The sequence below is a fragment of the Saccharothrix stipae genome, assembly GCF_054781895.1.
The window spans coordinates 189016-211808 of the sequence record NZ_BAAGTN010000018.1; the positions used below are offsets into that span (position 1 = coordinate 189016).

A 22793-nucleotide genomic window follows, 5' to 3' on the forward strand; every position below is an offset into this window, starting at 1 on the left:
GGGCCGAGACCACGCTGATCGTTACTCAGGCAGCCGAACTAAGTCAACAGGCAGGCCCTACGGGTACCGAAGGGTGCCGTGCCCGCCGGGGGTCCACTGCGGCCATCCGCTCTATTGACGGCTTATTTAGGCAATCTAATAATGGCGGCGCAGGCGGCCGTCGCGGCATGCCCGCGCGCTACACCTCGGGAGGACGTCGTGAGGGTGTCGAGGAGTGCCGGCGCTGGTGTGCGCGCCGCAACCGTCCTGCTCGCCGCGGTGGTGGCGGGCTGCGGGCCGTCGGGCACGTCGGCCGGGCCCGACAGGTCCACCCTGGTGGCGTACACCGGCCAGTCCGGCGACTACCAGATCAACTTCAACCCGTACGCACCGACCAACATCGGCGGGACGGGGACGATCTTCCAGACCCTGTTCTTCTACAACGTGGTCCGCGACTCCGAACCGACTCCGAGGCTGGGCACCGAGTTCACCTGGAACGCGGACGGCACGCGGCTGTCCATCACCCTCCGGGACGGCGTGCGCTGGTCCGACGGCGAGAAGTTCACCGCCGCCGACGTCGTGTTCACGCTCGACATGATCAGCAGGAACAAGGGCATGAACAGCACCGGTTACGCCGGGCGGGCCGAGGCGGTCGACGACGCGCACGTGGTCATCACGTTCGACCGGCCGTCGTTCGCGGACGGCCCGTCGGTCCTCGGCAAGACGTACGTGGTGCCCGCGCACAAGTGGAAGGACATCGCCGATCCGGCCGTGACCGCGGTCCAGGACCCGGTCGGCACCGGTCCGTACCTGCTGGAGGAGTTCAAGCCGCAGGCGTACACGCTCAAGGCGAACCCGGACTACTGGGGCGGTGAACCCGCCGTCAAGAAGGTCCGCTACCTCGCGCTGTCGGGCAACCAGGCCGGCGCCGCCGCGCTCAAGGCCGGTCAGATCGACTGGCAGACCGGGCCCGTGCCGGACGTCGAGGACGTCGAGCGGAACTACCCCGGCTACCGGGCCGCCATCACCCCGGTGAACCAGATCGCGCTGTTCACGTGCAGCAGCGCCGCCCTGGGCTGCCAGGGTCCGCAGACCGACCCGGCCGTGCGCCAGGCGATCTACCACGCCATCGACCGGACCCAGCTCAACGCGCTGGCGTTCGAGAACACCGGTGGCGAGATCTCACCGAGCTTCCTGCTGCCCAGCCGGGACAGCGCCCTCATCTCCGACCGGTTGCGGGACCGCACCGCCCCGATGCGACCGGACCCGGCCAAGGCGCAGCAGCTGATGGAGAGCGCCGGCTACGCCAAGGACCCCGACGGCGTCTACGCCAGGAACGGCGAACCGGTGTCGTTGACGCTGAGCACCGTCGCCGGTTGGACCGACTACATCACGGCCGCGGACACGATGGGGCAGCAACTGCGGCGAGCGGGCATCAAGGTCACCTTGCAGCAGGTGTCCTGGAACGAGTTCGTCGACGCCCGGGATCGCGGCGCCTTCCAGATGATCATCGACTCGCTCTACCAAGGCCCCGCGCCGGACCCGTACTACCTCTACAACTACTTCTACAGCACCGCGCAGACCGCCCAGGTCGGCGCCAAGCCGGGCCCGAACGTCAGCCGGTTCTCCGACCCGCAGGTCGACCAGGCCCTCGACGCGCTCAAACGCCTCAACCCCACCGACACCGCCGCGCGGCAGCCCCTCCTGGAGACGATCCAGACCCGCGTCGAGCAGGCGATGCCCTACATCCCGGTCCTGACCCAGGGCACGATCAGCGTCTACCGCGAAGCCAAGTTCACCGGCTGGCCGACGGATCACGACCTGTACGCCTTCCCCGCGGTCTGGGCGCACCCCGACCAGGCGGAGATCCTCCTGCGGCTCAAGCCCACCGGCGGGTGAGCGGGTCCGCTCGGTAGCACCTGCTCCCGCGCCCACCACGAGCGCTGACGGCGGCGCGGTCAGGGCGCCTGGGCCGCGCCCGCGGGCACCGGCCGCGCCCCGTCGTCGGAGCGGCCGTGGCCGAGCGTGAGCTCGCTCTGCAGGACGAGGACCGCCCCGCCGATCGCCGCCGCGTCCGACCCGTTGACCGACGGCACCACCCGCACCGGGTGCGCCCGCCGCGCGAACAACCGGCGGTCCACCTCCCGCTGGATCACCGCCTGGTAGATCGAACCGGCCACCGCGAAGCTCTGCCCGGCCAGGACGATCACGTCCAGGTCGAACAGGGTCGCCAGGGTGACCGCGGCGTGACCGAGGTAGCGCGCCGACCGCTCGACGAGTGCACGCGCCTCGGGGTCGCCCGCGTTCGCGGCGGCCGCGATCCGCGCGAACTCGGTCAGGAAGTCGTCGCCGGCCGGGTCGAGCGCCAGCCGTCGGGCGAGTCCCGGTGTCGCCAACGCCTTGCGGACCAGGGCGGACGGGCCGGCGTAGTTCTCCAGGCACCCGACGTTGCCGCACGGGCACTCGTCGCCGTGGACGTCGATCGAGACGTGGCCGATCTCCGCGCTGTTGGACGAGCTGCCCCGGTACACCTCACCGGCGACCACCACCCCGCCGCCGATGCCGGTGGCCATGTAGATGCAGCCGTAGGTGCTGTGCGGGTCCACCGCACCCATCCAGTACTCGCCGATGGCGGCCGCCGCGGCGTCGTTGTCGAGCAGCACGGGCAGACCGAGGCTCTCCGCGAGGCGTGGGGCGACCGGGTAGTCGCACCACTCGTCGGTGGGCTGCGGCGTCAACAGCACGCCCGCGCGCCGGTCCTGCGGACCGTAGCTGACCAGGCCGACCCCGAGCACCTTCGCGCGGTCCACGGCCGCCGTCGTCAGCAGGGCGTCCACCTGTGCCGCCACCAGCGGCAGCGCCCGCTCCGGCGGCATCGACGCCACGCCTTGGAACGAGGTGCGGGCCACGGGCCGGCCGGCCAGGTCGACGACCACGATGACGCACGCGTTGCGCTCCAGCTGGACACCCACGCCGTAGCGGGCCGGCGGGTTGAGCTGGACCAGCGTGCGCGGCTTGCCGCCGGTCGGCGCACCGCGGCCGGCCTCGACGACCAGGCCCTCGCCCAGGAGCTCGCGCACCACCTCGGAGATCGTCGCGCCGGTGAGACCGGTGGCCGCCGCGAGTTCCACCCGGCTGATCGTGCGCGCGGCCCTGATCACGTCCAGGACCATGCCGCGCGTCTTCGGCCGGCTCGCCCAGATCGGGCTCCTCGCCACGGACACCTCCTCCGTCCCACCCCTTTGCCAGGTTACTTTATTTACCGGTTCCGCCGGGCGGCGGAGGGGTGGAGACCGGCACGGGGTGGCGGCCGGCCGGGTGATCACCCGGCCGGCCGCACCGGCAACGCGGTCACCCCCCGGCTGATCGCGTACCGCCACGTCACGCCGCCTCCGGCGAGCGTGGTCCGCGGGTAGCGGCGCAGCAGGGCGGTCAGGGCGACTTCGCCCTCCAGCCGGGCCAGCCGCGCGCCGAGGCAGTAGTGGGCGCCGTGGCCGAACGCGAGGTGCGCGCCGCGCCCGAACACCAAGGCATCGGGGTCGGGGAACCGTCGTGGGTCGCGGTTGGCCGCGGCGACGGAGACGAGCACCAGGTCGCCCGCCGAGATGACGGCCCCACCGAGCGCCACGTCCGCGGTCGCCACCCGCAGCACGCCGGGGCTGATGGGGCCGTCGAAGCGCAGCAGTTCGTCCACGGCGGCGGGCACCAGGCCCGGGTCGGCGACCAGCGCGGCCCACCGGTCCGGGTTCCGCATCAGTGCCAGCACGCCGTTGCCGATGAGCTGCACGGTCGTCTCGTGCCCGGCGGTGATCAACAGCGCCAGCATCGCGACCAGTTCGGCGTCGGCGAGCAGGCCCGCGTCCCGGTCGGCGAGCAGGGCCGTGGTCAGGTCGTCGCCCGGCTCCTTGGTGTCGGCGAACCCCGTCAGGTGCCCGGTGAGGCGGAGGTAGGCGTCGACCATGCGCTCCGGGTCCATCAGGCCCTCGGTCAGCTCGCGCAGCACCGCGTGGTCGGCGGGTGGCAGGCCCATCAGCTCGCCGATCACCCGCAGCGGCAGCGGGACCGCGTAGGTGTCGACCAGGTCCACCACGTCCCGGCCCGCCCACGCGTCCAGCAGCTCTTCGGCGATGCGCTCGACCCCGGGCCGCAGGGCGTCGACCCGCCGCGCGCCGAACGCCCGCACGACGAGCGCGCGCAGCCGCGTGTGCTCGGGGGCATCGGTGTGGTTCATCATCCCGCTGGGCGTGACCGCGCTGCTCAGGTGTTGGTGGGTGAGGGCGGCGGTGACGTCGGCGTGCCGGGTGAGCAGCCACGGCCGCGTCCCGTCCGGCATCCGCACCCGCGTCGGCCCGATCCGGCGGCACGCGTCGTAGAAGGGGAACGGGTCCTGGAAGAACACCTGGTCGATCTGCATGTGCCCAAGCCTGGCCGCGGCCGGCGTGCCGGTCCTGAGCAGCGAGCCACCCATCCGCGACACGGCGACCACCTAGCCTGGGTGGCATGAGGTGGCCGTTCACGGGGCAGGCGGCGGAACTGGCCGCGGTCCGGCGTGCGCTGCGCGGCGCCGGGCTGATCGTGGCCGGTCCGGCCGGGGTGGGCAAGACGAGGCTGCTGGAGGAGGCGACGCCGGGACGCGTGGTGCGCGCGACGTCGGCGTCCCGGGCGATCCCGCTGGGCGCGCTGGCGCCGCTGCTGCCCGCCGACCCGCCGGCCGGCCCCGGGCTGCTGCGAGTGGTGCGGGAAGCGCTGCGCGGGACGGTCGTGGCCGTGGACGACGCGCACCTGCTCGACGAGACCAGCGCGGTGGTGCTGCACCAGCTCGTGCAGCACCGCGAGGCGGTGGTGCTGGCGACGATCCGGTCCGGTGAGCGCGCGCCCGCGCCGGTGACCGCGCTGTGGAAGGACCAGCTGCTCGACCGGCTGGAGCTGGCGCCGATGGACCGCGACGGCGTGGAGGCGCTGCTGGTGGCCGTGCTCGGCGGGCCGGTGGACAGCCGGGCCGTCACCCGCGTCCGGTCCGCGACCGGAGGGAACCTCCTGCTGCTGCGCGAGCTGCTGCTCGCCTCCACGCCGGAGCTGCGCGACGGCCTGTGGCGGCTGGACGGCACGTGGTCCGTGCCGCCGCGGCTGGCGGAGCTGGTGGAGGACCGGCTCGGCGCGCTGCCCGACGCCCGGCGGCGGGTGCTGGAACTGCTGGCGTTCGGCGAGCCGCTCGACGTGGACCTGTTCGACCCGGACGACCTGGAACCGCTGTCCGACCGCGGGCTCGTGGTGGTGGCCGAGGATGGCCTGCGCCTGGCCCACCCGCTCTACGGCGAGGTGCTGCGGGCGGGCTGCTCGGACGTGCGGGCGCACAACCACAAGCGCCGGCTGGCCACGTTGCTGGACGACCCGTTGCGCGTCGCCGTGCTGCGCCTGGAGAGCGGCACGGCGGACGACCCCGACCTCCTGCTCACGGCGGCGCACCGCGCGTGCGACGCGTTCGACGTGGGTCTGGCCGCACGACTGGCCCGTGCCGCGTGGGAGACCGGCGGCGGACCGCCCGCCGGCTACCTGCTCGCCCAGCTGCTCGGCGTCGACGACCGCCCCGAGGAGGCCGAGGAGGTGTACGCCGCCGTGACGTCACCCGACACGCCACCGGAGGTGATCGCCACCCGGGCGCTGAACCTGCACTGGGGGCTCGGGCGGGTCGACGAGGCCACGTCCATGGTGGACCTGCCGCCCGGGACCCGCGCGTACCTGCTGTTCGACTCCGGACGGCCGGAGGAGGCGCGGCGGGCGCTGCCGGGCACCGGTACACCGGAGGAGGCCGTGCTCGTGGCCATGATCGACGCCGTGACCGGCCGACCCGTCGGGGAGTTCCCCGTGGTGTCGGACGTGCGGGTGCCGGTGGTGGGGCTGGAAGTCGTGCGGTACGCGGAGTGGTTCGTCCGGATGACGACCGGCGACCTGCTGGAGGCCGAACGCGTCGCCACCACCGCGCACGCGGGCAAGGACCGGTGGGACGCCTCACGCGTGCAGTGGGGCGTCTACCGCGCGATCACCGCCCGGCACCGCGGGCGGCTGGACCTGGCGCACCGGCTGCTGCACGAGACCGAGCCGTCCGCGATGCCGGGTTTCCGGCGGTTCCTGGCACTGGTGGAGCTGTCGGTGGTGCTCGCGATGCGCGGCGAGGACGGGCGGGACGTGCTGGCGCGGGCGGAGGCCGTGCGGCCGGGTGGCCACGGGCACGCGGCCCTCGACCACGCGCGGGTCTGGGTGGCCGGCGCGTCGCCGTTCGAGGCGGCGCGCGCGGCGCGGGAGCGTGGCGAGCAGTCGGTCGAGGCGGCCCTCCTGCACGACGCGGTGCGGCTGGGCCACGCCCGTGAGGCACTGCCCCGGCTGGTCGAGGTGGCGTCGTCCGTCCACGGTCGGCTGGTGCCGCTGTACGCCGAGCACGCCCGCGCCCTGGTCGCCCGGGACGCGGCGGCCCTGGAACGGGTGGCCGCCGACTTCGCCGCCGCCGGCGCCGACCTGCACGCCGCCGAGGCCGCCGCCGCCTCGGGCAACCGCGCCCTGGCCGTCGGCCTGCGCACCCGCTGCCCGGGCGCCGCGACGCCCGCCCTGGCCGCGGTGACCGCGCCGGAGCTGACGCCGCGGCAACGGGAGGTCGCCGTGCTGGCGGCGCGGGGACTGACCAACCGCGAGATCGCCGACGTGCTGACCACGTCCGTGCGCACGGTCGACAACCACCTGTCCGTCGCGTACACGAAGTTGGGCATCACCACCCGGGCCGTGCTGCCCGCGGCGCTGGGCTTGACCTAGCGTCGTGCGCCGGGAATTCACGGGGTTGGTCCGTTCCCTGGCGCGAGCGAGGACGTCAGTGCGCGGTCGGACGGTGTCCGCGTGCCACGACCAGGCACAGCGCGGCCAGTACCGCGATCACCGGTGCCCAGCCGAAACGTTCCCACGGGCTCGGCGAAGCCAGGTTCATCAGCAGCCCGGCCGTGAGCAGCCCGACCAACACCCACGTGCCGACCCTGGCGACCCGCTCCGGTACCCACCGCACGGGGTGGCCACCCCGTCGCAGCACCACCGCCGCGGCCAGCAGCCAGAACACGGTGGCGACCCCGCTGGCCACCCGCAGGGTGGTGGGCAGCTCGGCCGCCGCTCCGCCCCACGCCGCGTGGCCCAACGGGACTCCGGCGGCCAGCAGGGCCTGGAACACCGACACCGCGACGAAACCCGCCCCGGCAGCGGCGGCGGCCCGTCTCAGTCGGTGCGTGATGGTCATCGTCATGAGGTTTCCCCTGATCGTGTGCTCGCCGGGTCGTCTTCGAGGTCGGCGAGAGTGGACAGCGCTTCGTCGGCCCACGCCTGTGCGGCGCGGGCGGAATGTTCTCCGGCGGAGACGGTCAGCAGCCAGTAGTCACGGTCCTGGCCGTCCTGGCCCTCGATCTCCGCGCGGATCCGCGCGTACCGCTTGAGCGCGTCCTGCGCTTCGGCCAACGCCGCCTGGACCAGCGCCCGGCACGCGGCGGGACCGAGGTGGCGGCCGAAGTACAGCCGCAGCAGCAGTCCGTTGCGCGGTGGCGTGGCCTGGACCGGCTGCGCCAACAGCTCCTCCAGGTGCCGGGTCCCCGACGGCGTGATCGCGAACGTGGACGCACGGGCCCTGGCCGCGCCCTGCCGGCTCACGAACCCCTGCCGTTCGAGGTCGGCCAGGGTGGGGTAGATCTGGCCGTAGCTCTCGCTCCAGAAGTGCCCCAGCACGTCCCGGATCGCCTCGCGCAGCGCGTACCCGGTCATCGGCTGGACGCTCAACCCGCCCAGCACCGCGACCTCGGTCTGACTCGCCCTCGCCATCCGGCCTCCTCTCTGCCAGATATATCTATCAGAGACATCGCTCTTCGGGCAAGCCGCTCGCCGCGCGCCGGGCGTTGCGGAACGGTGGGCCGTGCCGATAACCACTCGGGCGGTGAAGACCATCGGGGCGCTTCCGCACGGACGGTGAGCATGGAGGCGGCATGGCGGTGCGACGGGTCTTCCTCAGCTACGCCGAGGAGGACAGGAGCACGGCCGAGCAGCTGGTGGCGTGGCTGGCCGACCACGACCTGACGGTCTTCTGGTGGCAGGACCCGGTGCGTCGCGGTGACCGGATCGTCGAGGTCGTCGAGGACGAGCTGCGGCGGGCCGACCTGTTCATCGCGCTGTTGTCCGCTCACTACCTGGGTTCCGGGTGGTGCCGGCGGGAGAGCCGGTTCGCGCTGCGGCGCGAGATCAAGTCCGGCACGCGGTTGATCTACGTGGTCCGGGTCGACCGGGTGGACCCGGACGAGGCCGGCCTGCTGGGCGACTACGACATGCTGGACCTGCGCCCGCCGTTCGGGCCGAAGTTCCCGGCGATCGCGGCCGCGCTGGGACTGGAGGTGGCGGAGCCCGCCCCGGAGCCCGCCCTGGAGGTCGTGTCCACGGGCGGCCGTGAGCAGGAGGTCGCACTGGTCCGCGCCGCCCTGGCCGGGTCGGACGACTTCTGGGTGGTCGCGGGCCCGCCCCGGGTGGGCAAGTCCTGGCTCCTGCGCCGGCTGCGCGACGAGCTGAGCGGCACCGGCGAGTGGTTCACCGTGCGGCTGCTCGACGTGCGGGGGCGCGAGAGCCTGCGGACGGACGCGGTTCGCCTGCTCGCGGCGCTGCTCGACGTGGAGGCGGAGGGCTTCACCGACGCCGACATCGCTTCGTTGGCGGGGCAGCTCGCCGAACGCGGACCGCAGCAGCTCTACCTGCTCGACTCCGCCGACCGGCTCCACCCCGCGACCACGGCCGAGGTCCGCCAGGCACTGGCCGCGCTGCGCCGCGCGATGGCGGGCGAGGTCCGGGTGGGCGTGGTCGTCGGCACCCGCCGATACGCGGACTGGCGAGGTCTCGGCCGAACCGGCGACGCCCGGTTCCGCTCGGTGGCCCTGGCCGAGTTCGGCCAGGACGTCGTGCGGGCGATGACGGTGGCCCGCCAGGCGACGGGGCCCGCCCACCGGATCGACGAGCGCGCGAGGCGGCTGCACGAGCTGAGCCAGGGCATGCCCGAACCGCTGTTCGCCTGGCTCGACTGGGCAGCGGAACGGGGCTTCACCGGTATCACCGAGGCCCAGACGTCGGGGGCGTTCGACGCGATCACCCAGCCGTACCTGCGCGACCACCTGCTCACCGCCGAATCCCTCGGTGTCGACCGGTCGCCGGATCCCGTCCGCGCGAGCGCGGTGGTGCGGCGAGCGCTCCGACACCTGGTCGTCCACCGGCTGATGACGAGAACGCACCTGCGCTTCCACGCCCAACGCGACCCGGAGCTCATCGCCGGTGCGGCGGAGGTCGGCTGGGACCTCGACCAGCTGTGGAGGGTGGTGAACTCGACGTCGTTGACCCACCAGTTCGGGTACGAGCTGTGGTACACGATCAGCCCACCGATCCGGCGGCTGCTCTACCAGAGCTACTACCGGACCGACCGGGAGAGGGTGCGAGCCCATGCCACCGCGGCGGACCTGTACCACCGGTGGTCGGGCCAACCCGGCTTCGGCGAAGTGGCGGTGACGGCCGTCGAGTGCCTGTGGCACGAAGCGTCCTGGCGGCTCTTGGCAGAGCGCGAGTCCGTCGACCGGACACTCCCCCGGGCCGCGGGCGCGCTCGCCGCCGCGTTCCTCGACCCCGGCGAGCACACGCCGGCGGAAGTCGTCGATCTCGTCGCCGCCCGGGTGGAGGACGACGCCGAGCTCCGCTCAGCCTTGCGGGAGTTCGACGGGCTGTTGGAGGACGTCGTGAGAGCCATCAGGAAGGCCGTCGAATGACCGCGTGGCCCGAAGACGACTTCTACGTCGCACGAGCCGCGGAAGCCGACGTGCTCGCCGCCGCCCACGCCGTCGACGTCGACGGCCGGAGCCGGGCGGTGCTGGTGCACGGGCCCGGCGGAGTCGGCAAGACGCGGATGGTGCGGGCGCTGTCGCAACGCACCTCGCCCGGTGTCGTGTGGCTCCCGCCGGTCGACGTGGACGACTCCGAGTTCTGGCCGATGGACGGCTTGCAGGAGTACGTCGCGCACCACCTCGACCCGGAGCGCCGACACTTCGCCCCGTACCTCCGGCACCTCTCGCGGACGCCCGACCACCCCGACGCGGGTCTCGGTGCCGACACCGTGTTCGGCCGGCTGCGGCGAGCCAGGGACCTGTTCGTCGAGTGCTACCGGTCGTTCGTGCACGACACCGGGACGACGGTCGTGATCACCCTCGACACGGTGGAGGCCGCCCCGAGCCGGTTCTTCCCGACCGCGTCGGCCCAGTGGATGAAGCGACTGCCCGGCACGCTGTTCGTCCTGTCCGGCAGGCCGGGCGTCACCGCGGACCCGGCCGGCGCGATCGCGGACCTGTTGCGCCAAGGGCACGACCCCGTGGAGACCACGTCGATCGGCCTGACCGGTTTCACCGACGTCGAGGTGGGGAGGTTCTTCGACGCGGGTCCGCTGCGCGACGCGCTCGGCCCCGCCGAGCGGGAGCGGATCGCCCGGCTCACCGAGGGGCACCCGCTGTGGCTGGCGCTGACCGTGCGGTTCCTGGTGCACGACGACGCACCGGCCGAGCTCACCGACGGCCGCCCCGTCGACCGCCGGGTGCGCGAGGCGTTCCGCCGTCGGCTCCTCACCCCCTACCGCGGCGCCGACTTCTGGGCCGAGGCCACCAGGCGCCTGGTCGTCGTGCGGCACGCCGTCAGCCAGGCGGTGTGGACCGGGCTGATGAACGACCGGTCGCTGCCCGACGGCATCGCCACGTGGGAGGAAGCGTGGCGGTCGCTGCTCGCCCGGCCGTGGATCCGACCGCGCGCGAACCACCACCACATCACCCTGCACGACGCGCTCGCGGAGGAACTGGCCCAGCGCCTCCTCCCGCTGGACGACCACGACGGGACCTGGCGGGCCCGGCTGTGGCGCAGGGCTTCCGATGTCTACGGCTCGACGGCCGCCGAACAGGCGGCGCGAGAGGGCGGGGAACGCGAACCGGCGCAGCTCCGGGTCGCCGAACTGCGCTACCGGCTGCTGGTCGACCACGCCGCGGGCGCGGCGACGTTCCTCGCCTGGCACGACGAGGCCCTCCAACGCCACGACGTGCTGTTCGTGGAACTCCTCTGCCACGAGGTCGAGCGCTTCCTGCCCGGCACCCGGCTGGCGCTGAACGACTCGGAGAGCGCGGCCGTGCACGGTTTCCGGCAGTGGTTGCGGGACGGGGGTGCGACCCCGCACCTGGAGATCGCGCTGCGGGTCGCCGAGTTCCTGACCTACAACGAGCAACCGGCCGAGGCCTTGGAGCTGCTCGCCGACGTGCCCGGCCACGCCGCCGGGCCGCGGTTGCGCCGCGCGCTGGCGAACCTGCGCGGCAACGCGTACCTGCGCCTGCCGGGGCGGGTCGCCGAGGCCGAGGAGCACTTCCGGCAGGCGTTGCGCGAAGCCGCCGACCTGCCCGCCGACCTGCGGGCCACCGCCCTTGCCAACGCGCACAAGGAGTTGGGCTTCTACTACCGCAACGTGGGCCAGTGGGTGGAAGCGGAAGACTCCTACGCCAGCGCACGGGACGCGCTCGTCGGCGGGCTGGGGCCGGGCAGCGACGAGGCGGACCGCGAGGAGATGGCCTCGATCCAGACGAACTGGGCCTACCTCAAGGCGTTGCGGGGCAGCTACCGGGAGGCGCACAGCCTGGTCGAGAGCGCGATCGCGGTGCGTCGCAAGCTCGACAGGCGATTCGGCGTCGCCCTGTCGCTCAGCGTCCAGGGCGAGGTGAACCGCTACGACGAGCAGTTCGTCCGGGCGTGGCACGCCTACGAGCAGGCCGAAGACCTGTTCCAGCGGTACCGGAACGTGCCGTGGCTCGGGATGGTCCACCAACAGCAGGCCATCTGCCTGTTCCAGGCACACCGGCTCGGCATCGACCTGGTGGACGATCCGATGGCCCGGGCCCGCGAGCTGATCACCCGCGCCGTCGACATCTGTCGCGACCTGGCGGTCCGCTCGTACCCGACGGCGCTCAACCGGGCCGGCCGGATCTTCGGCCACGACGACGCGGACCTGGGACTGCGCTACCTGGCGCAGGCGATCACCGAGGCGAGGCGGATCGGCGACGGCTGGTCCCTGTCGGCGTCGCTCGTGGAGGTGGCGGAGTTGGCCTGTCGAGCCTGGCGCCGGACCGGCGATCAGGAATACCGGTTCCTGCTCGACGCCTACGCGGTCGACATCAGCGAGGTCGACCGGGCGTACGACTTCCTCGACCTCCGGGGTCGTTGGCGGCTGCTCAAGGGTTACCTGACGACCCTGGACGCGTTGGCGGCCGACGCGCCCGCGATGCTCGACGCCGCGCTGCGGCACTACTCCGACGGTTTCCTCACGCTCGCCGACCCGCGCATCGGCCCGCACGGCACGGCGGCGGTCAGACGTGAGTTCCCGAGGTTCGAGGAGGTGTTCCGGCTGCTCCCCGAGGACGTGCGGCGGCAGTGGTTCGAGACGCTGCGCCGTGAGTGGACCGGCGATCGGCGGGGCCGCACGTCCACGATCCTGTCGGCCTTCCTGGAACACCTCTACTGACCGCCCGGACCCGGTCACGGCAGCCGGGGTGCGGGCGTCGGTGGTGGCCACCTCCAGGCGGCTCGGGCGACGAACAGCATCGTGATCCACAGGGCGCAGAGCACGAGCTTCACGTCGACCGGAATGTCCCGGTACCGCCAGGGCGTCATCCGCAACCGCGTCCAGATCGCCATCTGGGCTTATGAAACCGGGCGAGTACGGCCCTGAAGCGCGACTTGACGGCTAACGACGTTAGCCTTAGGGTCGCGCTAACAACGTTAGCCACGGCTGGGGTACCGATGTCCGTCGTTCCGACACCCGCCCGCCAAGTCGCCAAGCGGGTGGCGTGGGCCGCTCTGGCGGCGTTCCTCGTGGCCTTCATCGTGCTCGAGGTGATCAACCACGGCGGCCCGGCGCTGATCGGCGCGCTGCTGTTGCTGATCGCGCCCGACCTGACGATGTTCATCGGTGCCCGTGCGGCCGGCAACGGCAGGCTGTCCCCGAAGGCCGTGCCCTACTACAACGTCGTGCACCGACCGTGGATCCCACTGGCCGTCCTGGTCGTCTACAGCACCGGCGCGCTGGGAGACCACGTTCCGCTGTTCACGGCGGGCCTCGGCTGGCTGGCGCACATCGCCTTGGACCGGGCCTTCGGCTACGGCCTGCGCGAGCGCGACGGGAGCCGGCGTGTCCGAGCGGTCTGAGCAGATCGTCGACGCGGCACGCGCGCTCGTCGAGGAAGGCGGTGCCGCGGCGCTGACCATGCGAGCGCTCGGCGAACGGCTCGGCATCCGCGCTCCGTCGCTCTACAAGCACTTCGCGGACAAGGGCGCGGTCGAGGCGCAGGTGATCGCGGTCGCCATGCGGGAGCTGGCCGGCGCGCTGGCAGGAGCCGACTCCTTGGTCGCGCTCGCGGCGACCTACCGCGCCTACGCGCTCGCGCACCCCCACCTCTACCGGCTGATGAACTCCGGACCGCTCCCCCGCCACCTGCTGCCGCCCGGGGTCGAGGACGCGGCCGCGCTGCCACTCGTGCGCGCGGTCGGGGGCGAAGTGGACCGGGCGCGCGCCGTCTGGGCGTTCGCGCACGGCATGGTCATCCTCGAACTCGACGGCCGCTTCCCGCCCGACGCGGACCTCGACGGCGCTTGGCGGACAGGGCTGGCGGCGTTCGCCGATCCTGCTCGACCGCGCCGCCCCCGAACGCTCAGCGGGAACGACGTGGGGTGACGAGCCGGACCAGGTGGGCGACCGTGTCGGCGGGCGTGGGCAGGGACTCGATCTCCCGTCGCACCTCGTCGGCGGCGGTGCGGGCCGTGTCGTCGGTCAGGACCGCGCGCAGTTCACGATCGGTCACGTCCTCGGGTGTGCTGACCAGGGCGGTGTTGCGCCGTTGGGCCGCGAGCGCGTTGATGTGGCGGTCGGCCCCGTTGGGCAGCACGAGTTGCGGCACGCCGCAGGCGAGGGCGGTGAGCGTCGTGCCCGCGCCACCGTGGTGCACGATCGCCCGGCACGTCGGCAGCAGCGAGTTGAGCGGCACCCAGCCGACCGGCCGGACGTTCGCGGGCAGCGGACCCAGCGGGGTCGGGTCCGCTTCGCCCAGTGCCAGCGCGAACTCCGCGTCCACCTCGCCCGCCGCGTCGACCAGGCGCCGCAACGACCGCAGCCCGTTGCGCTCGGGCACCACGGTGCCGACGCTGACCGCGACCCTGGGCCGCTCCGGCGGGTCGGACAGCCACGCGGGCAGCGGCGCGCCACCGTTGTACGGCACGTAGCGCATCGACCACCCCTGCGGCGGGCCGTCGAGCATGCTGGGCGGGGCGACGTCGATGGCGGTGTGCCTGACCGGCAGGTCGACGCCGTGCCGGTCGAACACCTCCGCCATGTGACCGCGGAACAACGCGGCCAGTCCCCCGGTGCGGGCGAACCCGAACCCGTGGTCCACCAGGGGAACGCCGACCCTCGCCGCGGCCACCAGCCCCGCTCCTTGCAGCTGCGACTGCACGATCACATCCGGGCGCCAGGTCAGCGCGGCGGCGACGAGCCCGTCCGCCAGCAGCGCGGAGATGCGCGCGAACGCGCCGGCCGCCTCCCGCACGTCGTCCAGCCCGCCGGTCAAGGCCAGCTCCGCGAGCCGGGGCTCCTCCCGCAGGAGCCGGGTCCGGACCGCGTTCAGGTCGACGTCCGGGGCGAGGTCGACCACCGGCAGCCCGGCCCGTGCGGCGATCAACCCGGTGTCGGTCGTCGCCACCAGGACCTCGTGCCCCGCCGCGCGCAACGCCCACGCGAGGGGCACCATCGGGAACACGTGCCCCGCGCCGGGGCTGGAGACGAACAGGACGCGCACGGGTGCCTCCTAGACGCGGAAACCGGGCTGGACGCGGAAGAGCGGGACGACGACCTCGTCGACGATCCCGACGATCACGTCGTCGGGCACGGGCACGCCGTTGAACAGGAAGTGCTGGCGCAGCATCGCCTGCGGCACTTCCAAGCGTCGGGGCGTGACGGAGTCGCCGTCGACCTCGCCGCGTTCGACGGCACGGCGGGTGATCTCCCGCATCGCCTTGCGACCGTTGCCCTGGGAGAGCCGGCGCAGCTCGGCGGTGCGCTCCGGGTCGCGGAGCACGTCGCCGAGCAGGCCGCGCAACGCCTCGCCCGCCGGTCCGCTCAGCAGCTCCGCGTTGCGCCGCAGCAGGGCGAGCAGGTCGCCGCGGAAGCTGCCGGTGTCCGGTGGCGACGCCGGGTCAGGCAGCGCGTGGTACACCGCGTCGATGGCCAGCTCCATGCGGCTCGACCACCGGCGGTACAGGGCGGCCTTGCCGGTCCGCGCGCGCTCCGCGACCCGTTCCATGGTGAGCTTGGCGTAGCCGACCTCGGCCAGCTCCGCCAGCACCGCCTGGTAGATCGCCGCGTTGAGCTCCTCGCCACGTCTGCGCGGCAGCTTGCGGTGGTCTTCGGTCATGACGGTTCCCCGGCGGACGCGGGTGCCGCGGCGGTGACGCGGCCGGTGTCACCGTCCACCGTGACCAGTTGGCCGTCGGACAGGACGCTCGTGCCGGTCGCGGTGCCCATGATGGCCGGGATGCCGTACTCGCGCGCCACGATCGCGGCGTGCGACGCGGGTCCACCCGAGTCCACCACGACGGCGGCGGCCCGGGGGAACAGCGGTGTCCACGACGGGTTGGTGTAGGGGCAGACCAGCACCGAGCCCTCGGTGAACTCGGCGAAGTCGGCCGCCTCGCGGATCACCTTGACGGTCGCGGTGACCGTGCCGCCGGAGGCGGGCGTCCCGGACACCAGCGCGTCGCCGTGCCCGCTGCGCGGGAAGATCAGCGCGGGGTCGATGAGCCGGACCCCGCGCAGCTCGTCGCGCCGCGCCGACCGCTCCCGGACCGCCGCCCGCAGGTCGCGCACGACGTCGTCCGCCAAGGCGGCCGGGTCGGCGATGGCCTCGATCTCCGCCAGCCGCAGGTGGAACACGGCTTCGGCGCTGTCCAGCACGCCCGCGTCCCGCAGCCGCCCGCCGATCTCGACCAGGGTCCGCCGCAGCACCGGCAACGGCTTGGTGAAGTAGAAGTGGCTGTCCTCGCGGAACGCGATCCCGGCCCGGGCCTGGTCGATCCACCGCTGGACGCGCGCCCGCCTCTGCGGGGTGCGCAGCCGCGGATGACGGAACAGCCGCTGCACGGCCCGTGCGGCGTGGTCGACGGCCTCGGTCGGTTCGGCGGCGAGCACCTTGATCAGGCCCAGCACGGTCTCCGGGGCCTCGCCCCACGTCGGTGGCGTCACGAGGATCGGGCTCACGGTCTCGCGGTGGCCGTACTCGGCGAGGAACGCGGTGAACTCGCGGTGGAAGTCGCCGAACGCCGCCAGACCGGCCAGGTCGAGGCGGTCCACCGCGGCCCCCAGCGCCTCGTCGTGGCGCACCCGGTCCGCGAGCGCCTCCAGCGCGCGGTTGGTGTCCGCCGTCCGCGTCCTCGTGCCGAGGAGCAGGTCGGGCAGCAGCGGTGCGAGGCCGAGCAGCTTCAACGCCAGCAGCAGGCGCGCCAGCGCGAGCCCGGTGCGCGGCAGGTAGGCGATGCGCAGGTCGGCCACCGGCTGGACGGAGTCGAGCACCTCCCGGGGGAACCGGACCAGGCGCGACCACGGCATCGCGGCGAGGTCGCGGCCTTCAAGGTCACTCACCCGGGCCAGGTAGGCGACGAACCGCGGGTCCGCCGTCCAGCGGGCGGGGTCGTGGCGCCTGGCCAGCGCGACGAGCCGGAACGGCGTGCCGAGGATCCTGGGCGTGGGACGCGGTGCCGGTGGGACGAGCCGGTCGACCACCCCGTCCTGTTCCACCAGGAAGTCCTCGAAGGCGCCGCGCAGCCCGAAGTAGCCCGTCACCTTCCCCATCAGGCCCGCCGGCCCGAACGGCAGCCACGTGGTCATGTCGAGCGGGTAGGGGCGCACGGGCACGTACTCCAGCAGCACGGAACCCAGCCGCCGCTGGAAGCGGCCGAGCCGCACCGGCGGCGGTGGGAGGGCCGTCATCGGGCGCGCCTGCAACAGCCACACCCGTCCGCCCGCGAAGGCCCACTCGATGTCCTGCGGTCGCCCGAAGTGGGCGGCGACCTCGGTGCCGAACCGGGCCAGGTCGGCGAGCACCTCGGCGGGCAGCCGGGACGGTGGCGAGGTGTCGGTCCCGTGGCTGACGCCGCCGCCTTCGACCGCCCTGATGACGACCTCGCGCCGGCCGGGAGTCCACTCGCGCACCGCGCCACGCCGGTCGAGCACGTAGTGGTCGGGTGTCACCAGCCCGGACACCACGGCCTCGCCCAGTCCGCTGTTGGCCGCCAGCACGAGCTGATCGCGGTGGCCGGTGACGGGGTTCGCGGTGAACAGCACGCCGGCGACCTCGGCGTCGACCATCCGCTGCACCACCACCGCGATGCGCACCCCGGCCGGGTCGACACCGCGAGCACGGCGGTACGCGATGGCCCGGTCCGTCCACAGTGAACCCCAGCAGCGGCGCACCGCGTGCACCAGGTCGGTCTCGCCGACGACGTTGAGGTAGGTGTCCTGCTGACCGGCGAACGCGGCTCCGGGCAGGTCTTCCGCGGTGGCACTGGACCGGACCGCGACCGGACCACCGCCCAACGCGGCGTAGGCCTCGATGATCGCGGCGCGGACGTCGTCCGGGACCACCACCGCCTCGAACGCCGCACGCAGCGTCGCGCCCCGGTCCGACTCCACGTCGAGGTGGAGGCCGGCGGACCGCACGACGGCGTCGTAGGCCTCGGTCGTGACGACGAAGCCTTCGGGCACGGGGAAACCGGCGGTGACGAGTTCCCCGAGGTTCGCCCCCTTCCCGCCGGCCTCGGCGAGATCGGCACGACCGAAGGCGCCCAGCGCCGAGACGAGCGCCATTCCCCACCTCGCAAGTTAGTGAACGGTTCGTTCACTAACCACGTTAGCGCCTGCCGTTAGAGAACGCAACGTTCACCGGATGGTGGAGCTCGTAGGACCGTGGTGGGATGCGGGCAGCGGCTACCCGACGCGGACCAAGGTGCTTGTCCCGCAGGAAAGGCAGGTCCAGCTGTCCGCGTCATCAGGCGACTGGGTGATCGTCAGCAGGGCGGTGTCCTGATCGGCACCCACGTCGACCGTGACGGTGACGTACCCGACCAGGGAACCGCAGTAGCCACCGCCGGTGTCGGGGGTCCGTACCGGAGCCTCTCCGGTGGCTTCCGTGTCGTCACCGATCAGCCTGACCGTGTCGTCGCACTCCGTTCGGTAGAGGTACGCGCCGGACCCGGACTCCACGATGCCGATGGTGGACTGGCCGTCGTTCCAGATACCGGCGACCCCGGTCTGCCGGGTCCGCGTGCTCTCGGGCTCCTCGGCGTCCGCGGTCCCGGTCGGTCGGCCGTTCGCGATGCCGGTGCTTCCCGCACCGGTGGTCGCGGGTAGCCCGCTGCCGGTGGCCTCGGGTTCCCGGTTCTGGTCGTACGCGTAGATTCCGATGGCACCCACGATCGCGAGCGTGATGAGCAGCGTGGCCAGCAGCGAGCCGCCCTGCGTGGCGGCTGCCGCCGTCGCACCGGTGGCGGCCGTCGCCCCGGTGGCGCTGCCGGGTAACGCCGGACCTGTCACGTTGGCGGTCAGGCCGAGGTCACCGCCGCCCGGTGTGGTGGTGGCGTTGCCGAGCGCTTGGGTCGGGCCCGGGTCGGGCGGCACCTCGAAGTCGGCGAGGTCGGTGCCGGAGTAACCCTGGTCGACGCTGTCGTAGGTGGTCGGTGACGGGGGTTCGGGCATCGTGCGTTCGAGGTCGGCCATGTGGTCGGCCACCGCCCGGGAGACGTCGTCGGGGACGGTGTCCGCCGGTGCGTCGATCGGGCCGGGTGGCTGGAGTTCCTGCGGCAGGAACTGGTGGGCGTCGGCGGCGGCGGTCGTGCCCCGGTCGTCGCCGAGGACGTGCCACAGCACGGCCGCCTGCGCCAGCAGGGCCGCCGCCGCCACGCGGCTGCCCGTGACCAGGCAGCGGATGCCTTCCTCGTGGGTGAAGTACGCCTCGGCCTCGCGATCACCCGCCCGCCGGGCACCGTCCCAACCGCGGCCCAGCGTTCGTCCCCAGGCGTCGAACCGCAGCGAGTGCGCCAACTTCGGCGACGCGGCCCGGCCGAGCGCCACGGTGAGTTCGGGCATCCCGGCGTTCGTCGCCAGGCCGGCGACCCTCTCGATCGCCCGGCTGTGGGCGGCGACCTGGGCGGGCGTGGTGGCCGGATCGGCCGCCCACCGGGTGAAGTACCGGCACAGTCCCTCGACCGGGATCGCCGCGGGGTCGCGACGCCGCACGGCCGACACCACACCCGGCGCGCACCGGTAGCCGTGCTCGCCGGGCGTCGCGAGCCCGAGGTCCGTGAGGCGCTCGCACAGCGCGGCTGGATCCGGGTCACCGGCCAGGGCACCGATGTGCTCGGCGGCGAGTTCGGCGTCCTGCAACGTCGCGAGGACGTTCAGCGCGTTCATCGCGGGGTCGTCGAGCTGTTCGAGCAGCCGCGGCAGGAGGTCGTCGACGGCGCCCGGCGCCGGCAGCGCCGACCGGCCGGATGCCGCCATCCCGGCCGCGCGCAGCAGGAGCAGCGGGTTACCGCCCGACACCTGCCACAGGTCGGACGCCGTGACCCGTTCCGCGGCGCTCAACGGCCTGCCGAGGGCATCGGTCAGCAGTCGCGTCGCCACGTCCTGGCCGAGGCCGTCCAGGTGGTGCACGGCGCCGTCGCCCGACAGCGCGATGTCCCGACCGGCCACCACGAAGGTCGCGTCGGGTGCCAGGTCGGCGAGTTCCCGCAGCTGGTCGGTCGTCAGGTCCGCGTCGTCGACGTACACCGTGATCCGGAGACCGGTCAGCATCCCGCGCAGGTCGGTCCGGGACGGCGCGTAGCCCCAGGTCCGGTAGCAGGCCTCGAAGACCTCCTGCGCGAGGTCGGCGACCTGCTTGTGCGTGGCACCGACGAACACCACGCCGTCGGGTCCGTTCTCGGCCGTGCGCGCCAGGTGGCGCAGCAAGGTGCTCTTGCCGATCCCGGCCGGCCCGCTCAGCCGCACCAGACCACCCTCGGCGATCACCGCGGCCAGCGTCGCCGCATCGGTCTCCCGCCCGAGCGGCTCGCGCGTGCGTCGGGGCAGCACCGAGATCCGATCCCTGCGCACCGGCGCGGGCCGCTCCCGCTCGACCCTTCCCACCGTGACGGAGGACCCGTGCCGCGCGTCGATCACGAGGTTGTAGTCCCCCGCGACCACCGGCCCGTCGGTGCTCCCGCCGACCTCGACGTGGTGGCTGTTGCCCCCGTGCGCCCGTGCGGGTCCGGTCACACCAACCTCCACCAGGCATCGCAGGACGTCTCCTTGACGAGCACCGCGACGTGCCGGTAGCCGGTGGGACCGACCTTGCAGTAGCCCTGGTCCACCACGTGCTTCACCGCGTCCGACACCACCAGCGCCAGGCACGCGTCGCGGGCTCCTTCGAGACCGTGCTTCACCTCGGGCGCGTCCACCAGGCGCGCCGCGTGCACCAACGGGGTCCCCGACCACTCACCGCCCACCCGGTCGACGTAACCGACGTGCACCGCGGCCCGCAGGTCGATCCGGTAGGCGTCGGCGGCCGCCTCGTTGTGCTCCCGCAGCACCCTGGCGACCGCCTCGACGAACGTGTCCAGGACGTCGACCAAGCCGACCGCCTCCGGCATCACCACCTGGAGACCGTCACCGCGGTCGACCAGCCCGAAGTCGTCCGGTGGCACGCCCAGTGCCACCGCCCCCGCCTGGACGCACTCCTCCAGCGCTCGGCGCATGCGCCGTTGCCCGTCGTTGTTGCGCGAGCTCGACCTCTGCACGTCCGTGGTCACCAGGACCCGGTGCGCCGCCAGCAGGTCGGCACGCCCATCCCGTTCGGACGCGGCCTCCGGGGAGGGCGCCGCGGTGTTGACGTGGGTGACGTTGCCACTGCCGGCGACCACCGGACCGTGGGCGTTCCCGCCGATCTTGACGCGCACATCGTGCGATGGCTGCCCCTGCATCACGACTCCTCGCCGCCGAACCGCCCCCGACCCGGTCACCCCCTCGGTGATCGTTCACCTCGTGGGCGGCCGATGTGACGCAGTTGTACCGATCGGCGGAGGCGCGTTCTGCGTCATATGACGCACAACTCACGGGAGACGTCCCGCACCACGGCGTGAACCGAGGCGCAATGGGCCGAACAAGGGCTGCCGTACCGCCTGTTCCACTACACCCACCAAGGCCGATCGGCCGATTTTGCGCAATGTCACCCTAATGGCGGAATGCCAGCGGTCGTCACTGTCCCAACACTGACCAACGTCGCTGGGAGCGCTCCCAGAGCTGCGTGAAGGGACGCGCCACGCGGTCGTGCTCGATCGCACCAGCGGCAGCACCGGTTCCGCCTCCGGAACCGCTAGGTCCACCTCGTCGTCCGATCAACGAAGATTTGGCGGTACACATGCTTCACGTTCCTGGGAGCGCTCCCAGCAAGCCGCGGGGCGCCTTGACCGCGAAGGTCCCGTCCCGACCCGGCTCGTTGTGGCGGGTGTCGGCGGTGGTCGGCGCCTGCCTGGCGTTGCTGACGACCCTGCTGGTGACCTTCGGCGCGGGCACCGCCTCCGCCCACGGCGCGGTCAGCGACCCGCCCGCCCGCCACTACGACTGCTACCTGCGGTGGCCCAACGGCCCCACGCAGCAGATGGCCACCGAAGACCCCATGTGCTACAAGGCGTGGCAGGCCGACTCGTCGGCGATGTACAACTGGAACGGGCTGTTCCGGGAGAACGTCGCGGGCAACCACCAGGCCGCCATCCCGGACGGGCAGCTGTGCAGCGCCGGCCAGACGTGGAACGGCCGCTACAACGCCTTCGACGAGCCCGGCAACTGGAAGCCGACCGACCGGCCCAACCAGTTCACCCTGAACCTGCGCGACCAGTCGTCCCACGGCGCCGACTACATCCGCGTCTACGCCACCAGGCAGGGCTTCGACCCCAAGACGCAGAAGCTGAAGTGGAGCGACCTGGAGCTGGTCGGCCAGACCGGCCGGATCGCCACCGGCATGACCACGCCCGTCCCGGTCAACGCGCCCGGCCGCACCGGCCACCACATGCTGTACACGGTCTGGCAGGCCAGCCACCTCGACCAGTCGTACTACTTCTGCAGCGACGTCAACTTCACCGGCGGTGGCCAGACCACCACGACCACGACCACCAGCACCACGACGACCACGACCACCACCACCACGACCTCCGACGTCCCGTCCAAGGGCTGCTCGGCCACCCTCCGCACCACCTCCCAGTGGTCCGGCGGCTTCCAGGCCGAGGTGCGCGTGACCGCCGCGTCCGCCGCCATCACCGGCTGGGCGGTGAACTGGACCTTCGCCAACGGCGAGCGGATCAACTCCATCTGGAGCGCCGCCGCGACCACGAGCGGAACCTCGGTCACCGCGCGCAACGTGAACTACAACGGCTCGCTCGGGGCGGGGGCGAGCACCACGTTCGGCTTCGTGGCCTCCGGCACCCTCGGCACGCCGACGCTCACCTGCACCGCGTCCTGACCACGCACGCCGAGCCCGGCCGCCCACGCTGGTGGGTGGCCGGGCTCGGCCGTGCACGGGCGGCTGCCGACGATCTCGCCGACCTGGCGCTCAGTGACGACCACCGCGCCCTGTCAACGGCCCGGACGGGCCGGTGCGGTCGGCCGAGGT

17 protein-coding genes are annotated in these 22793 nt (G+C 73.1%); 7 read left to right on the forward strand and 10 right to left on the reverse strand.

Going from position 1 to position 22793, the window contains the following annotated elements; genetic code table 11:
- Positions 1-228: 228 nt before the first annotated feature.
- A complete protein-coding gene (locus tag ACYVLT_RS34265) occupies positions 229-1878 on the forward strand; it encodes an ABC transporter substrate-binding protein (RefSeq protein WP_461124305.1) in 1650 nt (549 codons plus the stop codon).
- 59 nt (positions 1879-1937) lie between these two features.
- On the opposite strand, the gene ACYVLT_RS34270 is transcribed toward ACYVLT_RS34265, so the two are convergent.
- Both ACYVLT_RS34270 and ACYVLT_RS34275 read right to left on the reverse strand, forming a co-directional pair.
- A complete protein-coding gene (locus ACYVLT_RS34270) occupies positions 1938-3197 on the reverse strand; it encodes an ROK family transcriptional regulator (protein WP_461124306.1) in 1260 nt (419 codons plus the stop codon).
- A gap of 104 nt (positions 3198-3301) precedes the next feature.
- The gene (locus ACYVLT_RS34275; protein WP_461124358.1) at positions 3302-4447 is read right to left on the reverse strand and encodes a cytochrome P450 family protein; all 1146 of its coding nucleotides are present in this window, start codon (positions 4445-4447) and stop codon (positions 3302-3304) included.
- A gap of 32 nt (positions 4448-4479) precedes the next feature.
- On the opposite strand from ACYVLT_RS34275, the gene ACYVLT_RS34280 reads away from it, so the two are divergent.
- On the forward strand, positions 4480-6783 hold the full coding sequence (locus ACYVLT_RS34280) for a LuxR C-terminal-related transcriptional regulator (protein WP_461124307.1): 2304 nt from the start codon (positions 4480-4482) through the stop codon (positions 6781-6783).
- Between the two features lie 55 nt (positions 6784-6838).
- On the opposite strand, the gene ACYVLT_RS34285 is transcribed toward ACYVLT_RS34280, so the two are convergent.
- Together ACYVLT_RS34285 and ACYVLT_RS34290 are read right to left on the reverse strand one after the other, a co-directional pair.
- Positions 6839-7258 (reverse strand): hypothetical protein, encoded by a 420-nt coding sequence (locus tag ACYVLT_RS34285; protein WP_461124308.1) that lies wholly within the window; start codon positions 7256-7258, stop codon positions 6839-6841.
- Entirely contained in the window at positions 7255-7824 is a 570-nt protein-coding gene (locus ACYVLT_RS34290) for a PadR family transcriptional regulator (protein WP_461124309.1), read from the reverse strand. Before ACYVLT_RS34290 ends, ACYVLT_RS34285 begins: the two co-directional genes overlap by 4 nt.
- 161 nt (positions 7825-7985) lie before the next feature.
- On the opposite strand from ACYVLT_RS34290, the gene ACYVLT_RS34295 reads away from it, so the two are divergent.
- Entirely contained in the window at positions 7986-9794 is a 1809-nt protein-coding gene (locus ACYVLT_RS34295; protein ID WP_461124310.1) for a TIR domain-containing protein, read from the forward strand.
- Positions 9791-12568, forward strand: coding sequence for an AAA family ATPase (locus ACYVLT_RS34300; protein ID WP_461124311.1), 2778 nt, complete (start codon positions 9791-9793; stop codon positions 12566-12568). The genes ACYVLT_RS34295 and ACYVLT_RS34300 overlap by 4 nt, the downstream gene beginning before the upstream one ends.
- A 14-nt stretch (positions 12569-12582) precedes the next feature.
- On the opposite strand, the gene ACYVLT_RS34305 is transcribed toward ACYVLT_RS34300, so the two are convergent.
- Entirely contained in the window at positions 12583-12741 is a 159-nt protein-coding gene (locus ACYVLT_RS34305) for a hypothetical protein (RefSeq protein WP_461124312.1), read from the reverse strand.
- 105 nt (positions 12742-12846) lie between these two features.
- On the opposite strand from ACYVLT_RS34305, the gene ACYVLT_RS34310 reads away from it, so the two are divergent.
- Complete coding sequence (locus ACYVLT_RS34310; RefSeq protein ID WP_461124313.1) at positions 12847-13251, forward strand: DUF4260 family protein; 405 nt, start codon at positions 12847-12849, stop codon at positions 13249-13251.
- Entirely contained in the window at positions 13235-13777 is a 543-nt protein-coding gene (locus ACYVLT_RS34315) for a TetR/AcrR family transcriptional regulator (protein WP_461124314.1), read from the forward strand. The genes ACYVLT_RS34310 and ACYVLT_RS34315 overlap by 17 nt, the downstream gene beginning before the upstream one ends.
- Here ACYVLT_RS34315 and ACYVLT_RS34320 read toward each other — a convergent pair.
- From ACYVLT_RS34320 to ACYVLT_RS34340, 5 genes are all read right to left on the reverse strand, one after another.
- A complete protein-coding gene (locus ACYVLT_RS34320; protein ID WP_461124315.1) occupies positions 13755-14894 on the reverse strand; it encodes a nucleotide disphospho-sugar-binding domain-containing protein in 1140 nt (379 codons plus the stop codon). The two genes, ACYVLT_RS34315 and ACYVLT_RS34320, sit on opposite strands and share 23 nt — an antisense overlap.
- 9 nt (positions 14895-14903) lie before the next feature.
- A complete protein-coding gene (locus ACYVLT_RS34325; RefSeq protein ID WP_461124316.1) occupies positions 14904-15509 on the reverse strand; it encodes a TetR/AcrR family transcriptional regulator in 606 nt (201 codons plus the stop codon).
- Positions 15506-17956, reverse strand: coding sequence for a PEP/pyruvate-binding domain-containing protein (locus tag ACYVLT_RS34330; protein ID WP_461124317.1), 2451 nt, complete (start codon positions 17954-17956; stop codon positions 15506-15508). The genes ACYVLT_RS34325 and ACYVLT_RS34330 overlap by 4 nt, the downstream gene beginning before the upstream one ends.
- 120 nt (positions 17957-18076) lie before the next feature.
- Positions 18077-20404 carry a hypothetical protein gene (locus ACYVLT_RS34335; protein ID WP_461124318.1) on the reverse strand — a complete coding sequence of 776 codons (2328 nt, stop codon included), beginning with the start codon at positions 20402-20404 and terminating at the stop codon, positions 18077-18079.
- A complete protein-coding gene (locus ACYVLT_RS34340; protein ID WP_461124319.1) occupies positions 20401-21108 on the reverse strand; it encodes a hypothetical protein in 708 nt (235 codons plus the stop codon). The genes ACYVLT_RS34335 and ACYVLT_RS34340 overlap by 4 nt, the downstream gene beginning before the upstream one ends.
- Positions 21109-21590: 482 nt before the next feature.
- On the opposite strand from ACYVLT_RS34340, the gene ACYVLT_RS34345 reads away from it, so the two are divergent.
- Complete coding sequence (locus ACYVLT_RS34345) at positions 21591-22643, forward strand: lytic polysaccharide monooxygenase auxiliary activity family 9 protein (RefSeq protein WP_461124320.1); 1053 nt, start codon at positions 21591-21593, stop codon at positions 22641-22643.
- Positions 22644-22793: the final 150 nt, after the last annotated feature.